19 protein-coding genes and 1 pseudogene are annotated in these 23,424 nt (G+C 34.9%); 10 read left to right on the top strand and 10 right to left on the bottom strand.

All coding sequences use genetic code 11. The features are described from left to right. Together F6K06_RS29765 and F6K06_RS29760 are read left to right on the top strand one after the other, a co-directional pair. Positions 1 to 257, top strand: a pseudogene (locus F6K06_RS29765) (hypothetical protein); the annotation flags it as partial. Positions 258 to 485: 228 nt separating this feature from the next. Beyond that, entirely contained in the window at positions 486 to 863 is a 378-nt protein-coding gene (locus F6K06_RS29760; protein WP_124146706.1) for a transposase, read from the top strand. Between the two features lie 300 nt (positions 864 to 1,163). Here F6K06_RS29760 and F6K06_RS29755 read toward each other — a convergent pair whose 3' ends face one another. Together F6K06_RS29755 and F6K06_RS29750 are read right to left on the bottom strand one after the other, a co-directional pair. Next, on the bottom strand, positions 1,164 to 1,496 hold the full coding sequence (locus F6K06_RS29755) for a transposase (protein WP_205127669.1): 333 nt from the start codon (positions 1,494 to 1,496) through the stop codon (positions 1,164 to 1,166). 390 nt (positions 1,497 to 1,886) lie between these two features. Next, complete coding sequence (locus F6K06_RS29750; protein ID WP_124146707.1) at positions 1,887 to 2,186, bottom strand: hypothetical protein; 300 nt, start codon at positions 2,184 to 2,186, stop codon at positions 1,887 to 1,889. A 1,062-nt stretch (positions 2,187 to 3,248) separates the two neighbouring features. Here F6K06_RS29750 and F6K06_RS29745 point away from each other — a divergent pair. Then, a complete protein-coding gene (locus F6K06_RS29745; protein WP_124146708.1) occupies positions 3,249 to 5,012 on the top strand; it encodes an iron uptake porin in 1,764 nt (587 codons plus the stop codon). A gap of 408 nt (positions 5,013 to 5,420) precedes the next feature. Here F6K06_RS29745 and F6K06_RS29740 read toward each other — a convergent pair whose 3' ends face one another. The 3 genes from F6K06_RS29740 to bchM all read right to left on the bottom strand — a co-directional run bounded on the left by F6K06_RS29740 (position 5,421) and on the right by bchM (position 9,104). Then, positions 5,421 to 7,490 (bottom strand): serine/threonine-protein kinase, encoded by a 2,070-nt coding sequence (locus F6K06_RS29740; protein ID WP_192901184.1) that lies wholly within the window; start codon positions 7,488 to 7,490, stop codon positions 5,421 to 5,423. A 157-nt stretch (positions 7,491 to 7,647) separates the two neighbouring features. Continuing rightward, positions 7,648 to 8,028, bottom strand: coding sequence for a DUF423 domain-containing protein (locus F6K06_RS29735; RefSeq protein ID WP_124146710.1), 381 nt, complete (start codon positions 8,026 to 8,028; stop codon positions 7,648 to 7,650). Between the two features lie 389 nt (positions 8,029 to 8,417). Next, complete coding sequence (gene bchM, locus F6K06_RS29730; protein WP_124146711.1) at positions 8,418 to 9,104, bottom strand: magnesium protoporphyrin IX methyltransferase; 687 nt, start codon at positions 9,102 to 9,104, stop codon at positions 8,418 to 8,420. 1,195 nt (positions 9,105 to 10,299) lie between these two features. On the opposite strand from bchM, the gene F6K06_RS29725 reads away from it, so the two are divergent. After that, positions 10,300 to 11,559, top strand: coding sequence for a type II restriction enzyme (locus F6K06_RS29725; RefSeq protein WP_124146712.1), 1,260 nt, complete (start codon positions 10,300 to 10,302; stop codon positions 11,557 to 11,559). Between the two features lie 81 nt (positions 11,560 to 11,640). On the opposite strand, the gene F6K06_RS29720 is transcribed toward F6K06_RS29725, so the two are convergent. Next, on the bottom strand, positions 11,641 to 11,805 hold the full coding sequence (locus F6K06_RS29720; RefSeq protein ID WP_287288189.1) for a hypothetical protein: 165 nt from the start codon (positions 11,803 to 11,805) through the stop codon (positions 11,641 to 11,643). A gap of 181 nt (positions 11,806 to 11,986) precedes the next feature. On the opposite strand from F6K06_RS29720, the gene F6K06_RS29715 reads away from it, so the two are divergent. From F6K06_RS29715 to F6K06_RS29705, 3 genes are all read left to right on the top strand, one after another. Then, complete coding sequence (locus F6K06_RS29715; protein WP_124146713.1) at positions 11,987 to 12,190, top strand: DUF751 family protein; 204 nt, start codon at positions 11,987 to 11,989, stop codon at positions 12,188 to 12,190. A 258-nt stretch (positions 12,191 to 12,448) separates the two neighbouring features. Continuing rightward, positions 12,449 to 12,826: a PadR family transcriptional regulator gene (locus tag F6K06_RS29710; RefSeq protein WP_124146714.1), complete on the top strand. Its 378-nt coding sequence runs from the start codon at positions 12,449 to 12,451 to the stop codon at positions 12,824 to 12,826. A 206-nt stretch (positions 12,827 to 13,032) separates the two neighbouring features. Further along, positions 13,033 to 13,566 (top strand): cofactor assembly of complex C subunit B, encoded by a 534-nt coding sequence (locus tag F6K06_RS29705; protein ID WP_124146715.1) that lies wholly within the window; start codon positions 13,033 to 13,035, stop codon positions 13,564 to 13,566. A 531-nt stretch (positions 13,567 to 14,097) separates the two neighbouring features. On the opposite strand, the gene F6K06_RS29700 is transcribed toward F6K06_RS29705, so the two are convergent. Further along, the gene (locus F6K06_RS29700) at positions 14,098 to 14,436 is read right to left on the bottom strand and encodes a DUF3155 domain-containing protein (protein ID WP_124146716.1); all 339 of its coding nucleotides are present in this window, start codon (positions 14,434 to 14,436) and stop codon (positions 14,098 to 14,100) included. A 210-nt stretch (positions 14,437 to 14,646) separates the two neighbouring features. On the opposite strand from F6K06_RS29700, the gene F6K06_RS29695 reads away from it, so the two are divergent. After that, positions 14,647 to 16,053 carry a GAF domain-containing sensor histidine kinase gene (locus F6K06_RS29695; protein ID WP_240039130.1) on the top strand — a complete coding sequence of 469 codons (1,407 nt, stop codon included), beginning with the start codon at positions 14,647 to 14,649 and terminating at the stop codon, positions 16,051 to 16,053. A 660-nt stretch (positions 16,054 to 16,713) separates the two neighbouring features. After that, positions 16,714 to 17,100, top strand: coding sequence for a hypothetical protein (locus F6K06_RS29690; protein WP_124155041.1), 387 nt, complete (start codon positions 16,714 to 16,716; stop codon positions 17,098 to 17,100). A 134-nt stretch (positions 17,101 to 17,234) separates the two neighbouring features. Here F6K06_RS29690 and F6K06_RS29685 read toward each other — a convergent pair whose 3' ends face one another. Continuing rightward, positions 17,235 to 19,424, bottom strand: a complete 2,190-nt coding sequence (locus tag F6K06_RS29685; protein ID WP_287244756.1) for a serine/threonine-protein kinase — start codon at positions 19,422 to 19,424, stop codon at positions 17,235 to 17,237. 618 nt (positions 19,425 to 20,042) lie between these two features. Between F6K06_RS29685 and F6K06_RS34370 the strand changes: the two genes are divergently transcribed. After that, complete coding sequence (locus F6K06_RS34370; protein WP_353734914.1) at positions 20,043 to 21,875, top strand: PQQ-dependent sugar dehydrogenase; 1,833 nt, start codon at positions 20,043 to 20,045, stop codon at positions 21,873 to 21,875. Between the two features lie 230 nt (positions 21,876 to 22,105). On the opposite strand, the gene F6K06_RS29670 is transcribed toward F6K06_RS34370, so the two are convergent. Continuing rightward, positions 22,106 to 22,606, bottom strand: coding sequence for a hypothetical protein (locus F6K06_RS29670; RefSeq protein WP_287244753.1), 501 nt, complete (start codon positions 22,604 to 22,606; stop codon positions 22,106 to 22,108). A gap of 2 nt (positions 22,607 to 22,608) precedes the next feature. Further along, positions 22,609 to 23,004 carry a hypothetical protein gene (locus F6K06_RS29665; protein WP_287244751.1) on the bottom strand — a complete coding sequence of 132 codons (396 nt, stop codon included), beginning with the start codon at positions 23,002 to 23,004 and terminating at the stop codon, positions 22,609 to 22,611. Positions 23,005 to 23,424: the final 420 nt, after the last annotated feature.

The raw sequence follows: 23,424 nt of genomic DNA, 5'->3' as shown, positions 1-23,424 counted from the left end.
GACGCGATCGCGACAGCGTCACGGAGTTCGATCGCGTAATTTATGAAAAATATAGGTCATACAGTCGCTGTAATACTATTATAGATTTGTATGTAGTATGTAAATATACCAGCGCACATTGCTATAAATATAGAACAGTACATGAATTGGTCAGATATCGGCTGAAAAGTAAACTGAAAGTACCACGACCCCTAAGCATTAAGCAAAATGTAGAAGAATTTGAAGAGTTAAAAAAAACTAGAGAAAGAAAATCTTAAAAAAAATAACAATTAAGGAAAAACAAAATTTAAGAGCTGAGAAAATTAGATATTGGTGTGAAGACGTTTGCGTAGCATTCCGTAGGAAAACAAGAATTGGCCTGAAAACTATCACTGGTAAATTATTAACAGGAATGGGTATTAAACCCATAGGGAAACACCAATGGTTGTTTAAGTATTTGTGGCTTTATGGCTTGATAGAACCTAAAACAGGAGAGAGTTTTTTCTATGAATTTAGCCCTAAACGACACAGTGTGTATGGAAAAATATTTGGAGTTATTTGCCGAAAAATATCCTGATGATTTACATATTATTCAATTAGACAATAGGCCTCTACATCAAAGTTTAAATATGTCAATTCCTGAGAACATAATTTTTTTATTTCAACCTCCTTACTCTCCAGAATTAAACCCTATCGAAAGGTTATGGTTAGAAATAAAAAGAAAATTAAAATGGGAAATATTTGATAATTTAGAGCAGCTCAGGAAAAGGTTGACATCTATAATTACAGGATTAACTTCACAGACAATAGAATCTCTAGGGGGATGGGATGTCATTTTAAAGGCTTTATTAAAGGCTGGAATTTCATCCATAATTTACTTCTAGGTTTGACATCTTAATACATAGTTTATGCCTACAGTCACCTAGTTGATATCTGGCATATATTCTTAAATTTTAGCCTTTTTTTTCGATTTTCGTAATCTACTTCCCTATTCCTTATTTTGTGACTGCAGTAATGTTCAATTGCATTTATATGACTATTTTCTAGGCATTAAAGTTCTGCAAGTTTTCCATCGCAATTTATAAATTTTTTCCTGAACAACCTGATTAATCAGCAATTGAAACCTCTCCTGACTCTATAGCAAGTATGGGTAGTTTTTATATGGTTATTTTGGTTTTTGGTAGTTAAGCGATCGCAACTACTCTGTGGCGATCGCTTAATAATTTTATACCTATTCTATTGTAACAATATTTTTTGAAATTGGTATTACATCTTTCCATCCAGGAATTGGTTCTTTCTATCACCCACCTAGCTGTGACGGGTACAAATCCTGTTTTGCCTTGTTGATTCTTTTGAGCTTTTAATGGTTTAGGCGACAGTTTCAAGGGAATATTCGTCAGAATTGCCGGAGCAACTTTTTTCAACTCCTCCATAATTTTTTGAGGATGATATCCATTTTGACAGTCAAAATAGTTAGGAATTGTCCCCCAAATCGCATCGTTAATTGATTTACTCAAACGGGTCTTTGCTAGTCCTTTTATGTTTAAGTTTTCATGGGCAATAACATCCGCTTTTGATCACAATTCATTGGCTGTTTTAAAATGAAAGTCTTTACGTTGATCGGCGACCTTTTTATGTTGTTTGGCTACAGCTAGAAGAGCTTTGAACCATCTTTTACTACCTTTCTTTTTAAGAGATCAACGTTTCTGTAGAGTTTTTAATCGCTTTTGAGATGAGCGATAGTATTGAGGAATTGGAACTGATCCTCCATGGCTTGTTACCAAGAAATCTTTTAATCCCATCTCAATGCCTAGGGTGTTTTCTGTTGTGGGTTTAACATCAGAATTAAACGTAGGAACTGATTTATCCTCCAAAGTATTATTACATAATACCCATCAGCTTTACGGCTAATCGTAGCAGATAAAGGAGTGAAAACCATCTGGTAATCGTCGATGTTGAATTAATTTTACCAGGCCAATTTTGGGTAAATTAATCTTGTTTCCTTCCAGACAATCTTGTTTGATTTGAGGATAAGTAAAACTACGATAACGACCAATTCCATTAAACCTTGGTTTGCCTAATCGCTGCCCGTTTTTATCTGCTTTAAACCACCTATCAAAAGCTAGTTTTACCCGTTTAATGCAATCCTGGCATACCTGAGAATGAATTAATTTGTACTCAGGAAATTTATCTTTGGTATGGACCAAATCCTAATTCTTACGAGTAATAATCTGGGTGATCTCTCAACTGAGGAATTGGCATTATTAACGGAGATGAATTGGCGGGTCAGCTAACAATCTCTCCAGTGGCCTCATTGACATCCAGATGTAACTTACGCCGTTAGCTCGTGCGATGCTGTTAATCCGTTGTTACCCATTAAGTCGGTTTGAAAGTGAGAGTGCGTGTTTAGGTTTTGGCAGTGAGGAAAGGTCATCAGCAGACAAGGTCATCAAGGGACATAGAACGCTTTAGCGCTGCTAGATCATCATTAGGCACGAAGGAACTACATCTATGGTGTCTGACCGTGGTCGATGGAAAAAGACTAACGTCTAGAGTAGGCTTGGAGATAGTGGCCAAGTTTGAGCATTACAAACAGTAACTTCAAAAAGACTCGACCAAGGGTAAAAAGTTTATTAACCTAGTCAGGTCTCGAACTGTGGCCCTTATGCTCCGGCGACTATTTCAGGACTTGAAGAAAAACTGTATAGATTGAACTAAATTAGCTTTTGACTTTGTAGAGTAAAAAAATATCATGTCTGGTATTACCTAGTCATACTCCTGGAACAATAGGCAGAAAAATAAAATAAATCAAATATTACATTCAAGATAGTTGCACTATTGCGTAAGAGGTGCTAACCTTCTTGGTAAAAAAAGGTAACTATGTCTACTGTATCTAATTATTCAGAAATACTTTGAGTCTACTGATAGTTCTAGTGAAGTTTAGACATATTTATCTAATATCTAAATTGTTGTTACACTCAAGGGCGATACTTAACTTGTCTTTTTTCAGGATAAGTTTTGTGTAAAAACTACTAGGAATAATTTTATGGAGAAAAATATTCTATTTGTTTATGCCATATTTTAGAGCATTGAAGCCCTTAATTCTCTAATGCTAAATAATTTTAGATATCTATCTCCAGATTAAACCAGATTAAACTTAGCTAACACTAAGACTTCTGTTAAGAAAATAAATTGGAACAATCAATAGTAAAATCTACTCTAAACAGTAGGGTTGTTCATTGGTTATAAAAAGGTGTGAGGAGAGCAAAATGACAAAAATTACCCTGAATGTTCTAAAACAGACTTCTGGTGTATTCAGTATCGCCACTTTACTAATAGCTAATTCTGCTTTAGCAAATCAGGTTTCTGTAGAACAACTGGCTAATGCTCAAGATGTTAATACAAATACAACTAACTATTCAACTACTTCATCTGAACTGCCCACAGAATCACAAGGTGATACCTCCTCAGAAGAAGTAGAAATACCAGGAGATACTAGATTACAAAATCTAAAAGATCCTTCCCTGAAGATTCCTGGAGCAGAGTTAGAACAAGTAGATCCCATGGGACAAGTAACATCTGTGACTCAATTATCAGATGTCCAACCCACTGATTGGGCTTTTCAAGCTTTGCAATCTTTAGTAGAACGTTATGGTTGTATTGCTGGTTATCCAGATGGTACTTACAAAGGTAATCGGGCGATGACCCGTTATGAGTTTGCTGCTGGTCTAAATGCTTGTTTGGATCGAATTACAGAATTAGTCGCAGCAGCAACAGCAGATTTAGTGACTCGTGATGATTTGGCAGTATTACAGAGACTGCAAGAAGAGTTTGCTACAGAATTAGCTGAGTTGCGTGGCCGTGTTGATGCTCTGGAAGCTAGAACGGAGGAGCTGGAAGCCAATCAATTCTCAACAACTACCAAACTGGGTGGTGAAATTTTATTTTGGTTGAGTGATACCTTTGGAGAAAAAGCTGGGGGACGTGGACTACCACGGAGTGACGAGGATCGAACAGAGGCGACTCTTTCTTATCGGGTTCGTTTAATTTTTGATACCAGTTTTACAGGTAAAGATCGCTTGAGAACTCGTTTACAAGCTCGTAACGTTCCTAACTATAGCGCTCGAGATTTGACAAATAGTTTGATGACTCGTCTATCTACAGATGACGATCTAGATGATGATGTGACTCTCAATAAACTGGCCTATCGTTTTCCTTTACTCAACAATAAAGCACAAATAGAGATAGCTGCTAATGGCTATGGTATTGATGACTTTGTGGCACCTATTAATCCTTTTCAAAGTAGTGGTGCTGGTTCTTTTTCTAGGTTTGGACGCTTCACCCCTACTTTCTATCGTGCTCCTTCTGATGCGGGTATGAAATTTGCCTATGCTTTCAGTGATGCGATTGAGATGACTATAGGTTATGCTGTACCAGATTCGGAAGACCCTCAAGAAGGTAGAGGTCTTTTTAATGGTGGGTTTAGTGGATTTGGCCAGGTTACAATTGAGCCAAATGATAAAATATCTTTTCAACTAGGTTATTTGCGTGCATATCATCCGAAAGGAGATTTGAACTTAACCGGAAGTACTGGTAGTTTTCTGGCCAGAGATCCTTTTAATGACAGAAGAAGTACAGCAGACAACCTCAACTTTGAAGCTCAATGGAAAGTTAAGGATTGGTTTCAAATAGGTGGTTGGGCTGGTGCCTCATTTGCTCGTCCTGAAGATGATAGTGATGATGATGATATCACTATCATCACTGGCGCTTTGACCTTAGCTTTTCCAGATCTATTCAGGGACGGTAGTTTAGGAGGTATCATTGTTGGTGTACCACCAATTATTACTGATGGTGGTGATGATGATGATTTAAAAGACCCAGATACATCTATACACATTGAAGTATTCTATCGCTTCCAAATGAACGACAATATTGCGATTACTCCTGGTTTGTTTGTGATTACTAATCCTAATCACATTGAGGATAATGAAACTCTCTGGGTAGGAACTATCAGGACTCAATTTAGGTTTTAGAATATTACTAAAACCTGAATTGACTAAGCAAAACAAAGAAAGTAGGGTAAATAAGAAATCATCTTTTTTTCCTACTTTTGCTTTTTGTGTTAGTTCAGTCTGTAGAGTAAAATTTTTCTAGTTATAGCAGTCGAAGCAAAGGGCGCGGACATATCAAAAGCTTAACACTCAGACAACGCAAGGTTTTTCCTTCTTCCTTCTTCCTTCTTCCTTCTTTCTCCTGCTATAATATTATTTCTGGTTGAACACTTACTAAATAAACGGAAACAGGAAACAGGGAAGATAAATCAACCAAAGAAGAAAAGAGAAAGTTTTTATCTATTTTAACAGGTTCGTTTAAGACTCCCAATCTTAGAGGGAAGCAGTTCCGACCCAGGAAGTTAAGTGATTAAATCAGCGGACAGAATATTATGGTATTCGCCAGACCTTAATAGTTTGATCTGCACTTCCACTAACTAAGGTTTTACCATCAGGAGTAATAGCAAGAGAACTTATTGATTCAGAATGACCAATCAATGTTTGTAATTTCTCCTCTGTAATTAGATCCCAAATAGTAATATTTTCACCGGCAGCTACTATTTTTTGCTGATCAGGAGTGAAAACAATAGATTTGACTGCAGCTATATTTGGTTTAATTACACTTTCTTTTTCCCCTGTGTTTAAATTCCATAGTATAATAGTTCCATCTTCACTTCCACTAGCTAAAGTTTGATTATCTGGACTGATAACGACCGTACTAACTGCCTTGGTATGTCCCTCTAGAGTTTGTCTACGAATACCCGTACTAACGTTCCACAGTCTAATGGTTCCGTCATTACTACCACTAACTAAAATAGTCCCATCTCGGCTAAAAGCTAAAGTATTTACTTCATGTTCTTGATCTGGTATCCAGGTAAGCATTCGACTACTTGTTTGGATATTCCACAATTTCATTAATCGATCACTACCAACACTTGCTAATGTCTGTCCATCAGGACTAATGGCCACTGCCTTTGCTTGGCCTTGATGAGCCAGAATTGTATCTATTAATTTACCTACTCCTAGATCCCAAAATTTGATAGTTTGATCGGCACTACCACTTACTAATATTTGACCACTAGGACTAATTGCTAGAGTAGTTACTTGAGCTGTATGAGCATCTGCAATGTTATTTTTTAATTCCTCAGTCTTGAGGTTCCAAATTTTAATTGTATTAGAGCTACTTGTAGCAAGAATTTGACCATCTGGTGTCAGAGCGATCGCATTTACTGGTCCTAAATAACCATTTAAGGTAGTCTGCAAAAATCGACTACTATTCAACCCTCGTAACAATAGGATTGGATCTGCAGGAAAAATTCTATAGCGCCAAAAGCCATAAAATTGAGAGGTTGCTACTGCCAATAGCAACATTGTTAACCCGATTATCAGATTATTTTTTAATTTAATGTTTGACTGATTACGGGATATTTTTGTCTTGAATTTTGTTCTAGATAAACTTCTTGTTTGAGTTTGGTCTGTTGGCAATTTAGTGTTTTCTTGGCCTCGTTTAGTCTGCTTAGAAGGGGAAGGCATTCGATAATTTTCTTTACCAGAACTATCTCCGGTATCAATTTCTGCTAGGCACTGCAAAATCATGGCTGGAGTTTGAGGTCTATTTCCTGGGAAAGGAGCCATCAAATAATCAACTATATCTGCCAACCTCTTTGATATGTGAGGAGCATATTTTCGCCATTGCAATTTTCCCGAACGAGGATTTTCTGGAAAGGCCGTGGGGGGTTTACCTGTTAATAAATAGACAAAAGTCCGCCCTAGAGCAAAAAAATCTGATTGAGGAACAGCTTTGCCATTTGTTTGCTCTGGGGCAGTATATCCTGGTGAGACAATACCTGTAACATTTTCCCCCTGACCTACTTTGACTAAGTAAGTTTCAGATACCTCTCTGACAGTACCAAAATCTATTAACACCAATTGGCCATTTAGTCTACGCATGATGTTGTGGGGCTTAATATCTCTATGGAAATAATTTTGCTGATGAACTTTTTCCAATATTTCCGATAATTGTGTCAGCCAATCTACTGCTTGAGCTTGATTTATTGGTCTATGGCGACGACTTTTCATCCAATCCTGTAAATTTGCACCACCAATAAATTCCATTACGAGGCAGTGTATAGATTCATCACTATTTTCTGGGAAAAATGTAAAATAACCATCTTTTTCTATCTTCGGAATCCCAGGGTTTCGTAAACTGATTAGTACTTGTGCTTCCTGCTGAAACAGAGATACAGCTTTTGGATGACTTTTCAGTAATACTTTTAGAACTTTTTTTACACCTTGATCATCTACTAAATAAGTTTTCCCAAAACCTCCCCCCCCAAGGGGCTTAATCACGCGATACCGATTTTGCAGCAACAATTGTGAGCCACATTGACAACAAATGCGTTTACCAGCATTTAATGGGTCAGACGGATTGGGGCAGTTGGGATTAAGGCAGTAACTCACAGAAGCCAGATACCCAGATTTGTATAGCTTTGGTTTACTACACTATAGCTCGAAGTTGTCTTCTTTAAAACTTTTGGCAAAATATTGTTCATTATTTGCTGATTTTTTGACTTGAATATCTTTAAATATTTCTATAAATAATCAAAATAATCAATTTTTATAGTTTTAAGTTCCAACCAGCGACTGCCATACACCCCCATCCAATAATCAAGGCAATTCCACCTATGGGCGTAATAGCTCCTAACCATTTAATTCCTGTCAGACTTAAAGCATATAAGCTCCCAGAAAAAATTGCTATCCCAATAATAAAAGCATAGCCAGCCGCCACCATTAATCCTTGAGGTAACTCTTCAATAGTTAATAAAAAAGCCACCATTAACAAAGCTAAGGAATGGTACATTTGTAAACGAGCACCTGTCTGAAAAATGTCTAGAAAGTATTGACTAAACTTTTCTTTCAAAGCATGAGAAGCAAAAGAACCAGCGACTACAGACAAACCTCCTAGAATAGATGCTATTACTAAAAAAATTCTAGTCATTAATTTTTTACTCCTGTGTCATTTTAACGAAATCATAAGTCAGAAGTTGTTTTTGTAAAGGGGATTTGAGCAAGCCTCTAAAAACATTTCGCCTTAAAAGGCGGGGTGGCGCGACCCAATTATTTTGATCACATTAACCCTAATTTTTATCTATTTTTATCTTCACTACTTTTCTCAAAATATTTATAATATTCCTAATATAGTTGTTATTTAATATTAAGCAGTTGAGCATTTAAGCTATATAACTTATTTGTCACAGTCAATGGAGAATATCAAATCTAAATAACTCTTAGGTTAATTCAAATTTTAGTTATAAATGTAGTTATACTATATTTATTTTTAGTACATTAAGTACCAATTTCAATCTTCTTTAACAATTATTGAAATTACTAACGAGTAGCTTCCAGTAAACGAGAGTAGTAGAAGCTAGTGCTGTTCATTGCTTGTCTTTGGATAGAAAAACCATTACTTTCTATAATTTTGATAATATCAGCTTCACGATGCTGATAAGCGCGAGTAGTTTTACTTGGTCCAGGAAATAACTCACCTACTTTTTTCAATAAACTTAAAGCTAAAGTTTTTGGTGCAAAGCTAATAATAAGTCTAGATTCTGCTAAAGAAATCAAATGATTAATCATATCTGCAACTTTTTCTTGAGGATAATGTATCAGCACATCCAAACAAATAACTGTATGATATTTACCACTTAAAGTTTCTAAATCTTGAGCAACAAAATTAACGTTACCCATACTAATTAAACTAGACTTAGCACGTTGATATGCTTCGGCGATCATCTTTTCTGATATGTCACTACCATAGATAACTGCTCCAGCTTTTGCCAAGGGAATACTCAAACTACCAACTCCACAACCTGCATCGCAAATTGATAAACCGGATAAATTCCCATCTTCTTGTAGCCAACTGAGAACGTTATCAACGGTTTGTTGATGTCCTTTTCTAATATCTAATTGTACTTTATTTACTTGGCCTTCTCCATAAATTCTTTGCCACCGCTCAAAACCAGTGGAATTGAAATATTCCCGAACAATTATTTTGTCGTCTGTCCTACTTTTCATGTCCACCTAATGCTAAAATACTTCTCAACTAAATTTACAAAAGTTTGTAAACTATCCTAGTCTAAACAAAATAGTCAAGCCAATTTTTAGTTTATCAAACGTACTTTTCCAGAATCATGGGGGTAATAATTGACAAAAGTCATAAGAAACTAGACATTACGAATGGAAAGGATAGTTTAAACTCAACTTGATTATTATGACCTATCTTCAGGGCAAAAAATTGTCACCATGATAAACTCTCAAAAATTTTGCTTGATCGGCTCCTCAATTTTAACATACCTGTCATTTTTATCTTGACATAGTGGAACCTATACCAGTAATAAGATTTTTGCTAAAAACCATAAATATTTTGAGAGTTAAAAATGAAAAATTAAGTTTTTCAAACACATTTTACTTTAACAAATAAGTCTGTTAAAAATAGTGGGATAGGTTTCACTAATAACATTAATTCATAGGATTTTATATTGGGAATAAATTGAAAAAAATTAAAGTATTAAAGTTACTATATCAGATGAACAATAGCATAACTAATTTTTTGAAATTTAGGACTGATACCTATAATTAATTGACTTGATTTTGCCAAGTTTACCACCTTTGATTTAATCTAAATATATTATAATTGTCGGAATATCTCCCAATATCCATGGAAAATAAACTTGATGAAAACAAAAAAATAAAAGGAATAAACCCATTAATTATCCAGGGATAAAAAAAGCTAAAAAATGTGAACAAATGAAAGATAAAAAAAATATGATTTAGACCTTTTTTTGAGTCAATTTACTAACTTTTCATATCATGTTCGTTGTTATCATTTGTGTAAACCCAAGCTTGAATGTCTACAGGAAATTTAAGTAAAATTTTTCAAGCTTTTCAGCCTTCTTCCCTATCTCCTAGTTGAGTGGCAAGATGCCCCGCCTCAGCTTTCTTCCTTACCGAAAAATTGTGGGTATGCGCCTCCCTTTTTAAAGGGATAAAAAGCGGTCGATCTTCGGAGCTTCCCGTAGGGTGGGATGGCGTACTTCGGAACGGGTCTGCAAGAACGGGTCTCCTCGCTGGCCGACCATTGAACAAGAAAAAAGAGACTATTCCTTATTTCAAGCCTCCTTATTGCAGAGGTACTGATAAATAGATAACTGATAACTAAAATGACCCTTACCTTACAATACTGATGCTACCAGACTGAGATAAATTAGGTATGACTAAAAATGACGTAGCATGGAAAAAGTTATTTGAAAAATATCAAATCTTAGAAGAGGTAAATAAAAATGGCTTATTCAAAATAGAAGCATCTCAAATTAATCAGGAACGAGAAAGCAGACTCATGGCAAAATTTGACCATGTTGTTAACTTACCAGAAATATTTAAAGAGAATTGTCTATCTATTTTACCAATTTCTCGTTCTCAATATATTATTGGTCACTTTAATATACACTTACCAGTCAAATATAACTCCAAATTTGAAAGTATTCCTTGGCAGTTTCCCAGAGAAATAGAAACGATAGATTACACTAATTTATATTCTGAAAGTTCGGCATTACTTTGTGTATTTAACATAGGTATCATTGATGATTTAGTTAACTCAAAAACTAAATTTACCGTTTCTGGCAGAATGTCTACTGGAACTTTTGATTTTTACATTAAAAATTCTATTAATAATCAATCATATTCAATTAATGTTGCTAACTCTCAGTGTGAAATAGATGCAGGTTTTGAAACTGACGATCGTTTGATTTTAATCGAAGCTAAAAACTATAAGGTTGAGGATTTTTTAATTAGACAACTCTATTATCCATATAGATTGTGGTCAAAAAAAATCAGTAAGAGAGTTGTACCAGTATTAATGACTTACTCTAACGACATTTTCAGTTTTTTTATTTATGAATTTGTAGATATATCAGACTATAATTCTATCACCTTGGTAGAAAATAAAAATTATGTAATTGCTTCAGAGAAAATACAAATAAGCGACATAGAATTCCTATTAGATCAGATCAAAATAATTCCTGAACCGCCAAAGATTCCATTTCCACAAGCCAATAAATTTGAAAGATTAATAGACTTAATTTCACTACTATTAGAAAATGATTTAACTTCAGATGAAATTACAGAAAATTATCAATTTGATGAGAGACAAACTTATTATTATACAAGCGCAGGAAAATATTTAGAGCTAATAACAAAACAGGAAAAAACTTTTACACTAACAAACCAAGCCAAAGATATTTTTTGTCAACGACATAAACTTAAATATTTAAAGCTCATCGAAAAAATATTGGAACACGAAGTATTTAATCAAGCTTTTAAACTATCCTTAGAAATTGCCCATATTCCCTCAAAAAAACAAATAATCCAACTTTTGTCTGAAAATCATCTAAAAATAGGAGATAAAACTAGAGAAAGACGAGCTTCTACTGTAAAAAGCTGGATAGATTGGATATGGTCACAAATTGACTAATTAGGGCTTGCTGATTAAATCTAAAAGTCTTTACAGATAAAGGTTTTAGTCTTTTTTTTGCCTTTAAAAAGTACCTGGTTTTCAGCTCTTCACGCTCAAAAAGGAGCGTATTTTAGGCGCATAGTTGGGCAGAAAAATCAAGGGACAAAACTTAGCTCCTACTTCCTCGCTCCCGACCCTTTTCTCCTGTCTTCCCCTCCCAGGAGGGGAGGGGTTAGGGGTGGGTTGTCTCCTACCCTCACCCATAAGACTTTTTCAGCAAACCCTAATTAGATATTAAACTAATATTGTACATAGCAAGGAACGAGTTGGTTAGGGCATAGATTGATGATCAATCTTAGACAGAGAGAGAAATTATTTTCCCACTGTTACCTGTTCCCTGCTCCCTGTTCCCTGCTATAGAGTTAAAATTTTATCAAACAAAACAATGCAAGATTTCTTCAACAATGTCTCTCGCTACCCACGATACTTTATTACTATTACCCTCGGAATATTCTTTTTTCTATTCGATCAACTTAAGCCACTATTAAATAAACCTGTTACGGCGATCGCTCTGATCGGTCTAATCATCGGGACATTTGTTTTTCTAGTCTTAACTCTACAAGCTATGTTAGGTATAAATCCAACCTAAGAAATAGTAAATTTATGTCTTTCTTAAACTTCTACACTACTAATCTGCTAAAATTGCTGCATTTTTTATAGCATTTACTAAGGGAAATAAATAGACCCCCTGCAAAATTGACAGTCAAATAAATTCCTATCCACAAATCCTCAATTTATTTGGCTTTTGACTTTTAACTTTTGACTTACTTAATAGAAGAAGTCTAATGAGTGGTCACCTAATGGTTTGCACGATAGATTGGAAGATAGAGTGAGTGGATAAATTCAGATGACTTCTTTTGAGGACATTTATCAATTTTTTCAAAGTCCCCCTCCGGTCTATCTAAACAAAGAATTAGCAGTGTGCTATATCCTATCTGTGTTGTTACAAAGAGACTCTTACGGAACTGAGCTTATTGGCCAATTAGAAAGGGACTACCCTATTTATCGACTTTCTGACACAGTATTATACGGCGCTCTGAAATTTCTTGAGGATCAAAGCACAATTATTGGCTATTGGAAAAAAGTAGAAGGAAGAGGGCGTCCACGGAGAATGTATCAAGTTATCCCTCAATGGCGTTCTCAAGCTACAGATTTAGCCCAACTATGGTACGAATATACTAATAATGGTCATATTCGGCCTCAAATTCAACCATCAACTATGTAAATAGATTAGGCAGGTGAGGACAATTTTGATGCTGATTTTGGCTAAGACTCCCATTGAGAATATTTTTGTGCCAATTTTTCAGCTATAAAATCTAAATAGAAGTATAAATCCTAGCTGATATTTGTCACAAAGCAGCTAGTCTTTTTTTTTGTTGTAAACTTATGTAAAAGAGAACACATAAAAAAACCATTCAAATTTAAAATTGTATGAATAATACAGCTTTAGTATCGTCATTTGTACTGACGCTTCTATCTAGCATTGGTCTAGTTTTTTTTATCAAAGCATCAGTAAAAAATAGGACTAAGAACCTCAAACTGATAGCCGATCGGGAAGCTGATTCACTTTTACAGCAGCTAAAAGAATATTTTAGCTATCGGGCCTACCGAATTGTTAGTGCTAATGCAGCTGAGAATCAACTAATATTTGAAGGAGTAGTTCGACCGAGTTTGTTTTTGGCATTTTTCTTGACCCTATTAGCTGCAATAGGTTGTTTATGTTTTGGCTTGGCTTTATCAATGTTAGTTCCTGAATATGGCCAATACTATCTATGGCTAGTGCTAGCATCTCCTTTAGCAGGTATTTTTTATTGGCAAAAGTCTAAACGACCAGAACAAGTGTCTCTAAAGTTAGAAGGAATATTGACTGAGGATTCTGGGGTCAAAAGTTTAATTTCTGTCACAGCTCATAGAGACGAATTAACAGCTTTACAAACAGCTATAAACTTGAAACCATACCAATAATCAAGTTATAAGTATAAACAGTTATTAAGATAAATTATTTTGATCAGCTACCAATAGTATTGCTATAGGATTTCGGTCATTGTCAAGGTTGTCGCAATCCATTTGGTCAACTGATCGAGTGATTAACTAAGATGAGTAGCTGTAGTGTATACCAGATCGTCAAAAAGAAAGCAAGTATATTGTGGGGATGATTTGAACAAAGGTCAATCAAATATGTTGGTTTAACCTAGTTAAAAATCAGTAAAACAATAATTTCCCGCTCAAACCAAAAGTTATAACGGGAGAGATTCAAAAAAAAACTTAGGATTTAAGTCCATTGGCAGATGGAAGCTTTAAATCCTAGTTAATTGAGCACATAAGGCTATAAAATCTGTGACCAAATACTACTAAATTAAATGAGCTGGGAGTACGAGTTCAGTATTACCCACTCACCTACTAAATATTTCAGTAGAAGTTAATATTTGTTGGTGGTCATCAAAAATCAAGGACATTCTTGATTTGCCCGTAAAAAACATTAAATTAATGATGTCCTTACACTTTAATTATATTTGGAGTAGAACTAAATATTTGCTTTTTGTCAGGTGTCTTAGCTTCAGTCAAAACCTTTAAACTAGGAAACAAGAAGTGATTTTCTTCAACGTACTGAGCTCCAAATAAACCTTTTTCAGCCCAAAAGTATCGATCCGTAGTATGCTCATTCCTTCTAACTAAAAGTACAGCAGGGGGAACAATACCTTGGGCATGAATAAATTTACGGGCTGCAGTGACTGGTTTATCTTCACCACTTTCAATACTATACTGAGCCACTTGCTCAAGAATCCTGCGTCCTTCTTGTCTACGACGACTTTTGCGCTTACGTCTTCTAGCCAATTTCCTTACCTCCTGTGTTAGCCGATGGGTGTAGTTATGGCTACCAAATTTGATAAGATTATATAAATTTTAGTTGAAAAACTCAAGTGTTTTTAATATTTTGATACAAAATATACACTTTGATGAAGATAGCTTATAAAATTCTGAGATATTTAGAGTCCCAAAAAAGTCCATATCTAGTGGAAAGTCCCACAAATAGCTCCAATGCTAATGCCAACCAGTACAGAATTTATTAGACTTTGCAGATCACAAATAGCCCTTGTATCTAGTTGGGGTGCATGTTTAAGTATAGTTTACTTGACAGAAAAATTAGTAGAAGGAGATGAAGCTAAACTAATTCCCATTATTGCATACCCAGAAAAGTTTGAGAATGGGGAAGCTACTTCAGTTTTCAAAACAACCTCAGAAATACAAATATTAGGCGATCTTCCGAAACTATCAGCAACAACCTTAACTACAGGGACAAATACTTGGCTCTTAGAACCAAGCACTGGCACAACAGAGTCAGATCCTAAATGGCCAGAAAGTCATCCTTGGCAACAACGTCAAATTGTTTTACCTTTAATCCATGATGGAGTAGTAATAGGATTACTGGTAACAGTAAGAGAAGGTAGGCCATGGAATCAAGGTGAAAAAAATCAAATTCAACAAGTAGCCCATACTATTGCCATAGCTTGTATATTAGATCAACGTTCTCAATGGTTAAAGGAACAATTTCAGCAACAGCAAAAGCTACAAGCCCAGCAGTATGATATAATACACGACATATTGCATCAGTTGAAAAGTCCATTAACTGCACTACGAACTTTTGGTAAGTTATTGCTGAAAAGATTGTTGCCAGAAGATAAAAGCAGGAATATTGCTAATAGTATTTTACGGGAAGGCGATCGCCTCAGAGAGTTGATAGAACAAATTGATGACACTGTCGAGGTTGGGGAAGAAATTTTGAGTATTTCTGGGCAAAGCGAGTATCCTCAAACTACAACTAAAAATGACAATGTAATAGATTATTATACAGAAGCTAATAAAGAATTCAAATCATTACCACTTTTGCCAGAGTCTAATTTCTTAGAGTCAGTTTCAGTAGAAGATATTTTGGAACCTTTATTAGTTTCTGCAAAAGCAATTGCCGATGAACGTCATATAGATTTAGAAGTCGATTTTCCTGAGAATTTACCTATAGTCCAAGCTAATAATAAAGCTTTGCGAGAAGTTTTAAGTAATATTATTGATAATGCTTTGAAGTATACTCCTGCAGGGGGAAATATTTATATTAAGTTGACAACTTCAGCTCCACAAACAGATGATTATCAATCAGTCAAACATGAAATAGAAGGAATGCTAGCAATAGCTATTAGCGATACAGGTTATGGTATTCCAGCACAAGATTTAGAACATTTATTTGAACGAAACTATCGGGGTGAAAAAGCTAAAACGGACATTCCAGGCACAGGATTAGGATTAGCGATCGCTCTTGATTTAATACATATAATGAAAGGCAAAATTCAAGTATATTCTCCTGTAGTTCCTCAGTGGTTGTCCCATGATTTACAACAGCAAAATGCCATAATTAATAGTGGCACTACAGTGGTTTTATGGTTACAAGTACTAAATTAAGAGTAGTCTTTTCAGCTATAGCTATATATAGTAATTTTACTGTTGGTTTAACTTGAATATTAAACATTACCTATTTATTGCTCTCTTCACAATGAATAAAATAGGGCTATTGTAATAACCCAGTTGCATTTGAGGAAAAAAGTTTTATCATACAAGAGTACAAACACACTCTGAACTTTTACAAAGAGAATTAAAAACCTTTGTAAGTGAGTTTAGCTTTCCTACAATCCACTCCTTAGTCGGAGCGTAGGAAATATCTAGGGAGTTAGTACATCAGGAGCATCTAAAAGTTTAACCTCTTGCTTGATTCTTCAGCCAAAATTTTACCTTGATTAGGTGGGGAAGGAAAATTTATGCTGTTGAAATATACAGGGATATAATTATCCCAAAAACTGGCAAGAGGTTTTTTTAATTTTTATGTTTTGTATGAAATATATTTCATACTTACTAATTTCATAGATTTTTATAAAAATGAATAATTTGCAAGAAGTATATCCGGAAGCTGTAATTTGTATCGTAGATAATAATGATAGTAACCTCAAGTTATTATCTAGGTTATTGAAAGACAATAACTATGAGTTTATAGTAGCTAATAGAAGAGAAAAATTTTTAAATACATTACAAAATATATCAGTAGACCTAATATTAATAAATTGATCATTGGAAAAAGAGCAATGGCAGACTTGCCAATCTTTGCAAAGCTCAAAATTAACAAAAAATATTCCGATAATTTTTATGGGAAACACACACAATGAAATCAATCAAATTAAGAGATTAAATATTGAGAACTTCGATAATATTAATATGCCCATACAAGTAGATGAATTTTTAACAGAAATAAAGTTGCATTTGCAAATATTTTCATTAAAAAAACAACTCCAATCTCAAAATAAAATCTTACAACAAGAAATATTCTTAAGAGAAAATATAGAAAATGAAGTAAAAAAGCATAAATCAACCCTAGAAAATTTGGTGGTGGTGCATAGTAATGGTAAAGGAAGCACCGAGAGTTTGGGGAGATGGGGAGTGTGGGAGATGGGGAGATGAGGAGTGTGGGAGAAATTAAAAAATATGTATCCTACCATTACCATGCAGGACTATCGAAAATTTGGTAGTCCTACACAGTAATGGTAAGTGGAGACAAACAACACTTAGAAAGAGAGCAAGTGGACATGATATTACTATAGCTTCCAAATTAAAATCCGACCTCCTTCACCTCCACTAACTAGAGTTTTACCATCTGAAGTAAATTGCACTGGATGATAACCACAAAGACTATCTAATAATTTTCCTGTCTGCAAATTCCACAATTTAACCGTACCATCTAGACTTCCACTAGCAAGAATTTGACTATCGGGAGTAATAGCAACAGATAAAACTGCACGAGAATGACCTTTGAATATATTCAGTAACTCACCTGTGCGAACATCCCAGAGTTTTATAGTTCGATCTGCACCACCACTTGCGATCGCTTGAGCATCTGAAGTAAAAGCAATTGAATATACTCCTCCAGAATGTCCCCTCAAAGTTTTCAGACTGACACAGGTTCCTGCTTGCCAAATTTTGATGGAACTGTCAGCACTACTACTAGCAAAAATGTGATTTTGAGGATGATTTTTTGCGGTATCAGTATTATTAACTTTGGCATAAGTGACACAGAAAACTTTATCTAAGTGTTCATGTAATTTGCAAAGTAATTCTCCATTACGTTGATTCCAAAGTTTAATTGTATGGTCAGCACTGCCACTTATTACGGTTTCATTATCTGGACTAATAGCTACTGACAAAATAGCACCACCCCGATGACTATAAGGATAACCTAAATGGCTATAAAATCTGTCTGCAATTGTTTTTTTCTGTAAGTTCCAAGCTAATATTGTTCTATCATCTCCACCACTGAATATTCTTCTACCATCAGCGGTAATAGCTATTGTATATACTTCGGCAGTATGACCTAAAAATTTATGCAAAAGTTGTCCTGTTTTGAGATTCCATAGTCTAATTATTTTGTCATCGCTGCCAGTTATTAAAGTAAAACCGTGGGGACTGATAGCTATGGTGTTTATAGAAACGTTATGCTCTTGGATAATTTGTACACTTTTCCATAACTGAGAGAGTTTTAAATAGTTTCTAATTTTTGTTTTTGTTGAAGATAAATTTGCTTTTTTCTTTTCAAATTCTATGACGTTATTCAGTGGTTTTGATTGATAGTTAAGATGTGGTTCTTCTGATAATTTTTGAGTGCTTTGATAGTGACTATTGATGTTGTTATGAAATATTTTTCCCCGCTTATATTCATTTGATTCTGCTACATTTTGTCTGTTTTTCCATGCTTCTACTTCTGCTTGTACAATTATACTGATATGAGGTACTTTCTCCGGCTCTTCTTGAGTTTTTTGTATTTCTTCTAAAGATTTTTTTTCTACTTGATAAATATGAGTTTTTGGGTGAATATTAGGAGTTGATTTATGGGAAATTTCTGTTAGTAATTCTGTAGCTGATTGATATCTTTCTTTTACTAGGTCTTTGACTAATTTATCTAAGACTTTTTCTAGGCGATCGCTAATTTCTCTTCCTTGTTGAACTAGATGCGATCGCCAGATTAATTCTCCACTAAATGGGTCAAATAGTTGGTTAGGTGCTATTTGAGTTAGCAAGTGAATACAGGTCATACCTAAACTGTAGAGGTCACTAGCTGGATATGCTTTACCTCCGCGTATTTGTTCTATTGGAGCATATCCTAATGTACCAGTGATAGTACCAATTTCACTCGCAAAATATTGACTATTTTGTTTGGCAACGCCAAAATCTATTAAGACTAATTTATGTTTTTGTTTTTCTGGTGATTTTGAAGTATTAAATCGTAATATGTTTTCTGGTTTTATATCTCTATGAATTACTTTTTCTTCGTGAATAAATTTTAATAATGGCAATAGTTCTAATAATATTTCCCAGATTTTATTTTCGCTAAATTCTCCTTGTTCTTCTAATTCTTGTAGTAGAGTTTTTCCGGGGATAAATTGTTCTACTAAATAAAGATTTTCTTGCTCTTGAAAGTAAGCATATAAAGTGGGGATTTGAGGATTTTCTCCCAATTTTAATAGTTGCTCTGCTTCTCTTTTAAATAATTCTGATGCTTTTTCAGTAGAGATTAAGTTGTGATTTTGTGGAAAAAATTGTTTGACTACGCAGGATGTATTAAATCTATCTAAATCCACTGCTAAAAAAGTTCTGCCAAAGCTGCCATTGCCAATAGGTTTAATTACTTGGTAATGTCCTCGCAGTAACAATTTTGAACCGCAAGTTTGGCAAAATTCTACATCCTTGGGATTTTGAGGTTGTTGGCAATGTAAGTTGAGGCAATAACTCATAGAAAAAAATTAGTAAATTTAATACTTAATAGGAATTTGTACTGCTTCTTCATCAGACTTGTTATATATTTTTTTTTAAATATTTTCTAAAAATATTATAGATACTATGGTATACATAATTTACTCAAATTCTCATAAAAATCAGTAAATTAAATAAAATTTTAATGATTATTAGTCAATTCAGTATTGACTGTAACAAAATAGGTATGGTATAAGATTTGTTAAGAATTTAATTGACTTTAATTATGGAAAATAGTGGTTGGCTTGATTTACTGAGCGGTGGTTTAGCAGTAGCAATTTTAATTGGGGGATTAATATTATTATTTAAAGGTATTTCTTCAATGCCAAAATAAAAACTTAAGACGAAGGAGTCAGGAGTCAGGAGTCAGGAGTCAGGAGGGAAGAAAGAAGTTCATTAATTGATAATGGATAATGGATAATTGATCATTACCTCTGGTTAGAACCGTTACGGAATTGAATATAAGGAAATATTATTTCTTTTTTCCCCTTAAAAGGGGAGGCTTTAAACCAGAATTATTTAATGATTAATTATTAATTATTAATTATTCGGTCTGTTCCCTGCTATCAAATAGAAAAAACTTAACTAAATCCAAAAAAATGAGTGGGCAAACTCCCGACGGTTTTTATGAATTAACCTCTGAATCTGACAACTTTCAGCTAACTCCAGGATTACTTGTCAATTTGCCTGGTGGTCTACTTGGTTTAAGTGGCAATGACTCAATTATTGGAGCTATAAATGCAGAAATTATTAATGGCAATCAAGACAATGATACGATCAACGGAAATCAAGGAAACGATAGGATATTTGGTGGTAAAAATTTAGACTTAATTTTTGGTGGGGATAATGATGATTTCCTGAGTGGAAATTTAGGAAATGATGAGATTTATGGCGATGGAGGAAACGATTTATTAAGAGGAGGAAAAGAAAGTGATTTTCTGATTGGTGGTACGGGAAATGATACTTTGTATGGAGATTTAGGAATAGATACTTTGACTGGAGGAACAGGTGCAGATATTTTTGTACTTTCAGAAGAAGCAGATGTAATTACAGATTTTGAAGTAGGCGATCGCTTTGGTTTAACTTCAGGTTTAACAGTTAATGATTTAACAATAGAAACTGCTATAACTGGAGGTAATGATACTTTGATAAAAATTAGGCAGTCGGAAAAAATTATAGGTAGAGTTTTAGGTATTTTACCTGCCGAATTAGACAGCAATAGCTTTTTTTCTCTCGATATAGAATCTAATGACAACCGCAACAGCAGCTTTCTATCAACTCAAACATTATTATCAGAAAATATCCGTATTTCTCTAGACTCATTACCCATACCTTTTGCCAGTGATAGTGCTTCTAATCCTGCCAATATTATTCCGGTTCCCGATCATCCAATTTTGCAAGTACCCGATGGATTTACTGTTAATGTTTTTGCCGAAAATTTAGAAAGACCTCGTTGGTTAGAAGTTACTCCTACAGGAGATGTATTAGTAACAGAAACTCCACTCAATCAAATACGTTTATTACGCGATACAGATGGGGATGGTAATGTCGATTTTTATCAAGTTTTTGCCGATGCAGAAAATGGATTAAATCAACCTTTTGGCATGGCATTTACCGAAGATTATTTCTATGTAGGAAACACAGATTCAGTAGTACGATATCCCTACAAGATTGGGGATTTAGAAATTAATGGTACTGGTGAAAAAATAGCCGATTTACCAACAGGAGGTCATTGGACTAGAAACTTAGCAATTTCTCCCAATAATCAACTTTTTGTTTCTATTGGTTCCCTCTCAAATGTATCTGTAGAACCATTACCCAGAGCATCAGTTCAAGTAATGAATTTAGATGGTTCTAATCAACAAACTTTTGCTTTTGGTTTAAGAAATCCTGTGGGTTTAGATTTTCATCCAATTACAAATCAACTTTTTACCACTGTCAATGAACGGGATGGGTTAGGAGATGATTTAGTTCCTGATTATTTAACCGGATTAGAATCAGGTGAATTTTATGGTTGGCCTTATGCTTATTTCTCACCTAATTTGGAAGACCCTAGAAGAGCAGGAGAAAATCAGAATTTAGTAGCTGAAACTCAAACACCTGATGTATTATTTCAAGCTCATTCTGCTCCTTTAGGAATGCAATTTTATGATGGAGAAACTTTCCCTGAAGAATATCAAAATGGAGCATTTGTGGCATTTAGAGGTAGTTGGAATCGTCAGGAACCCACAGGTTATAAATTAGTTTTTGTACCCTTTGATGAAAATGGTAATTCCACTGGAGAATATCGAGACTTTTTGACAGGTTTTATGGATATTTCAGAGGAAACTACTTGGGGTCGCCCAACTGGTTTAGAGGTTTTGCCGGATGGGAGTTTATTGTTTACTGAAGAGATGAATAATCGAATTTATCGGATTCAATATAATGAGTAATATCAAATCCGGTTAAATAACCTCACAATCAATAGACATCTGCAGTAGGGAGTAGGGAGTAGGGAGTAGGGGGAAATAATTGATAATTTATGTAGGATAATTGATTTTATTTTTGATTATCGGAGATGTCTAATGAAATGTTTAGATTAGAAACCGAAAGTATCGCAGACAATCATCAGAGCTAATCCATCTAAACGATTGAGATAGATTAGCCCTGGATAGATTAAACTTTACTTTAGAGGGCAACCACTATTTTTATAAACGTCTTTCTCCGTAGAAAGTCCGAGAGATGAACATTGAAAACCAGTATTGCCTCTCAAGGACAATTTTTGGAGATTTCCATTCGTCACTAAATCGGAAACACTGCCAATAGTTTTTAGTTTGTTGTTGTCGAGGAAAAGCTCGGTTAGGTAGCAATCACCATAATAATCATCATCGTCACCATTACAGTTACTTTTAGATAAATCACCGATGCTGGTAAGATTGTTATCCGATAAATCTGCAGAGATCAAATCCTCATATGAGCTGATATTAAATTCTGACAGTTGGTTACGAGAAAGATTCAACTCTAACGGTTTGACATCCGCTGAAAGCGTAACTCTTGTTAGCTTGTTATTTTCCACGTTCAAGTTAAACAGCTTGTTGTTGTTCCACAAGTCTAAATCACCACTAAGATTGTTGTTACTCAAGTCTAAGCGTTCAAGTGCGGTAAAGCTGTTGTTGTTCGACAAATCTAAACCACCACTAAATTAGAGTTTTTATGGTGATGCATACGGAAATTTTCCCAAGGGATACCCTCTATGGGAGCTGACTCTACATTAGCATCGGGTTCGGGAATGTGCATACTGGCCAAATGTACAATTTTAATGCCATCGCTGTCATAGCGACCGATGTGAACGCGGGTGGTCATTTCACTGGAAACAGTGACAGGTTCTGCAGTATAGTGGGTAAGTTCCTCATCAGCAATCTCCGCTAAATGGGGAGCTGCCGCTTTGGCTTGCCTTCGAGATTCATCGTCGTGGAGGTTTAAAGGATAGCGTTTCCCCCCTGCAAAAAAGTAATATGTATCCTCAGGATGTCCCTCAGTTAGGCTGAGGTTAGCATGAAAAGTCGTCTTGTAGTTGTTCATCTTTTGTTTTTGTCTAGTTTTGATGATGAATAAAACCGATATAAAACCTCACATAGGGTGATATTTTAATGTTTACTTCCTGCTTCTACGGTCACTGTCGGCAGCAGTCCGTCCACAGGCATTCACGGTCAAGCCAACCGCATTTCTTAATTAACCTTAAATTTTCTGTCTAATATGTATAGCAATGTGCTCTGGCATATTTACACATTATTTTTTGTAAACCTTTTCCCTTACTGCACTTTGAGCTACTAAGTTGTTAATACCTGAGCGCTCATTGCTATAGATTGCCACCCCTAGTGCAGGATGGCAGAAATAAGTGACCAGTAGAAGCAATGCCTTCTTCCTGAGATAGAATACTCAGAAGTGTGATCGCGATCGTAAAATAAATGGTCAATAGCCAAGCTAAAAATGATCGGCATT

Origin of the sequence: Okeania sp. SIO1H4 (genome assembly GCF_010672695.1) — a bacterium.
GTDB lineage: Bacteria > Cyanobacteriota > Cyanobacteriia > Cyanobacteriales > Microcoleaceae > Okeania > Okeania hirsuta.
This window is presented reverse-complemented; position numbering and strand designations above follow the sequence as displayed.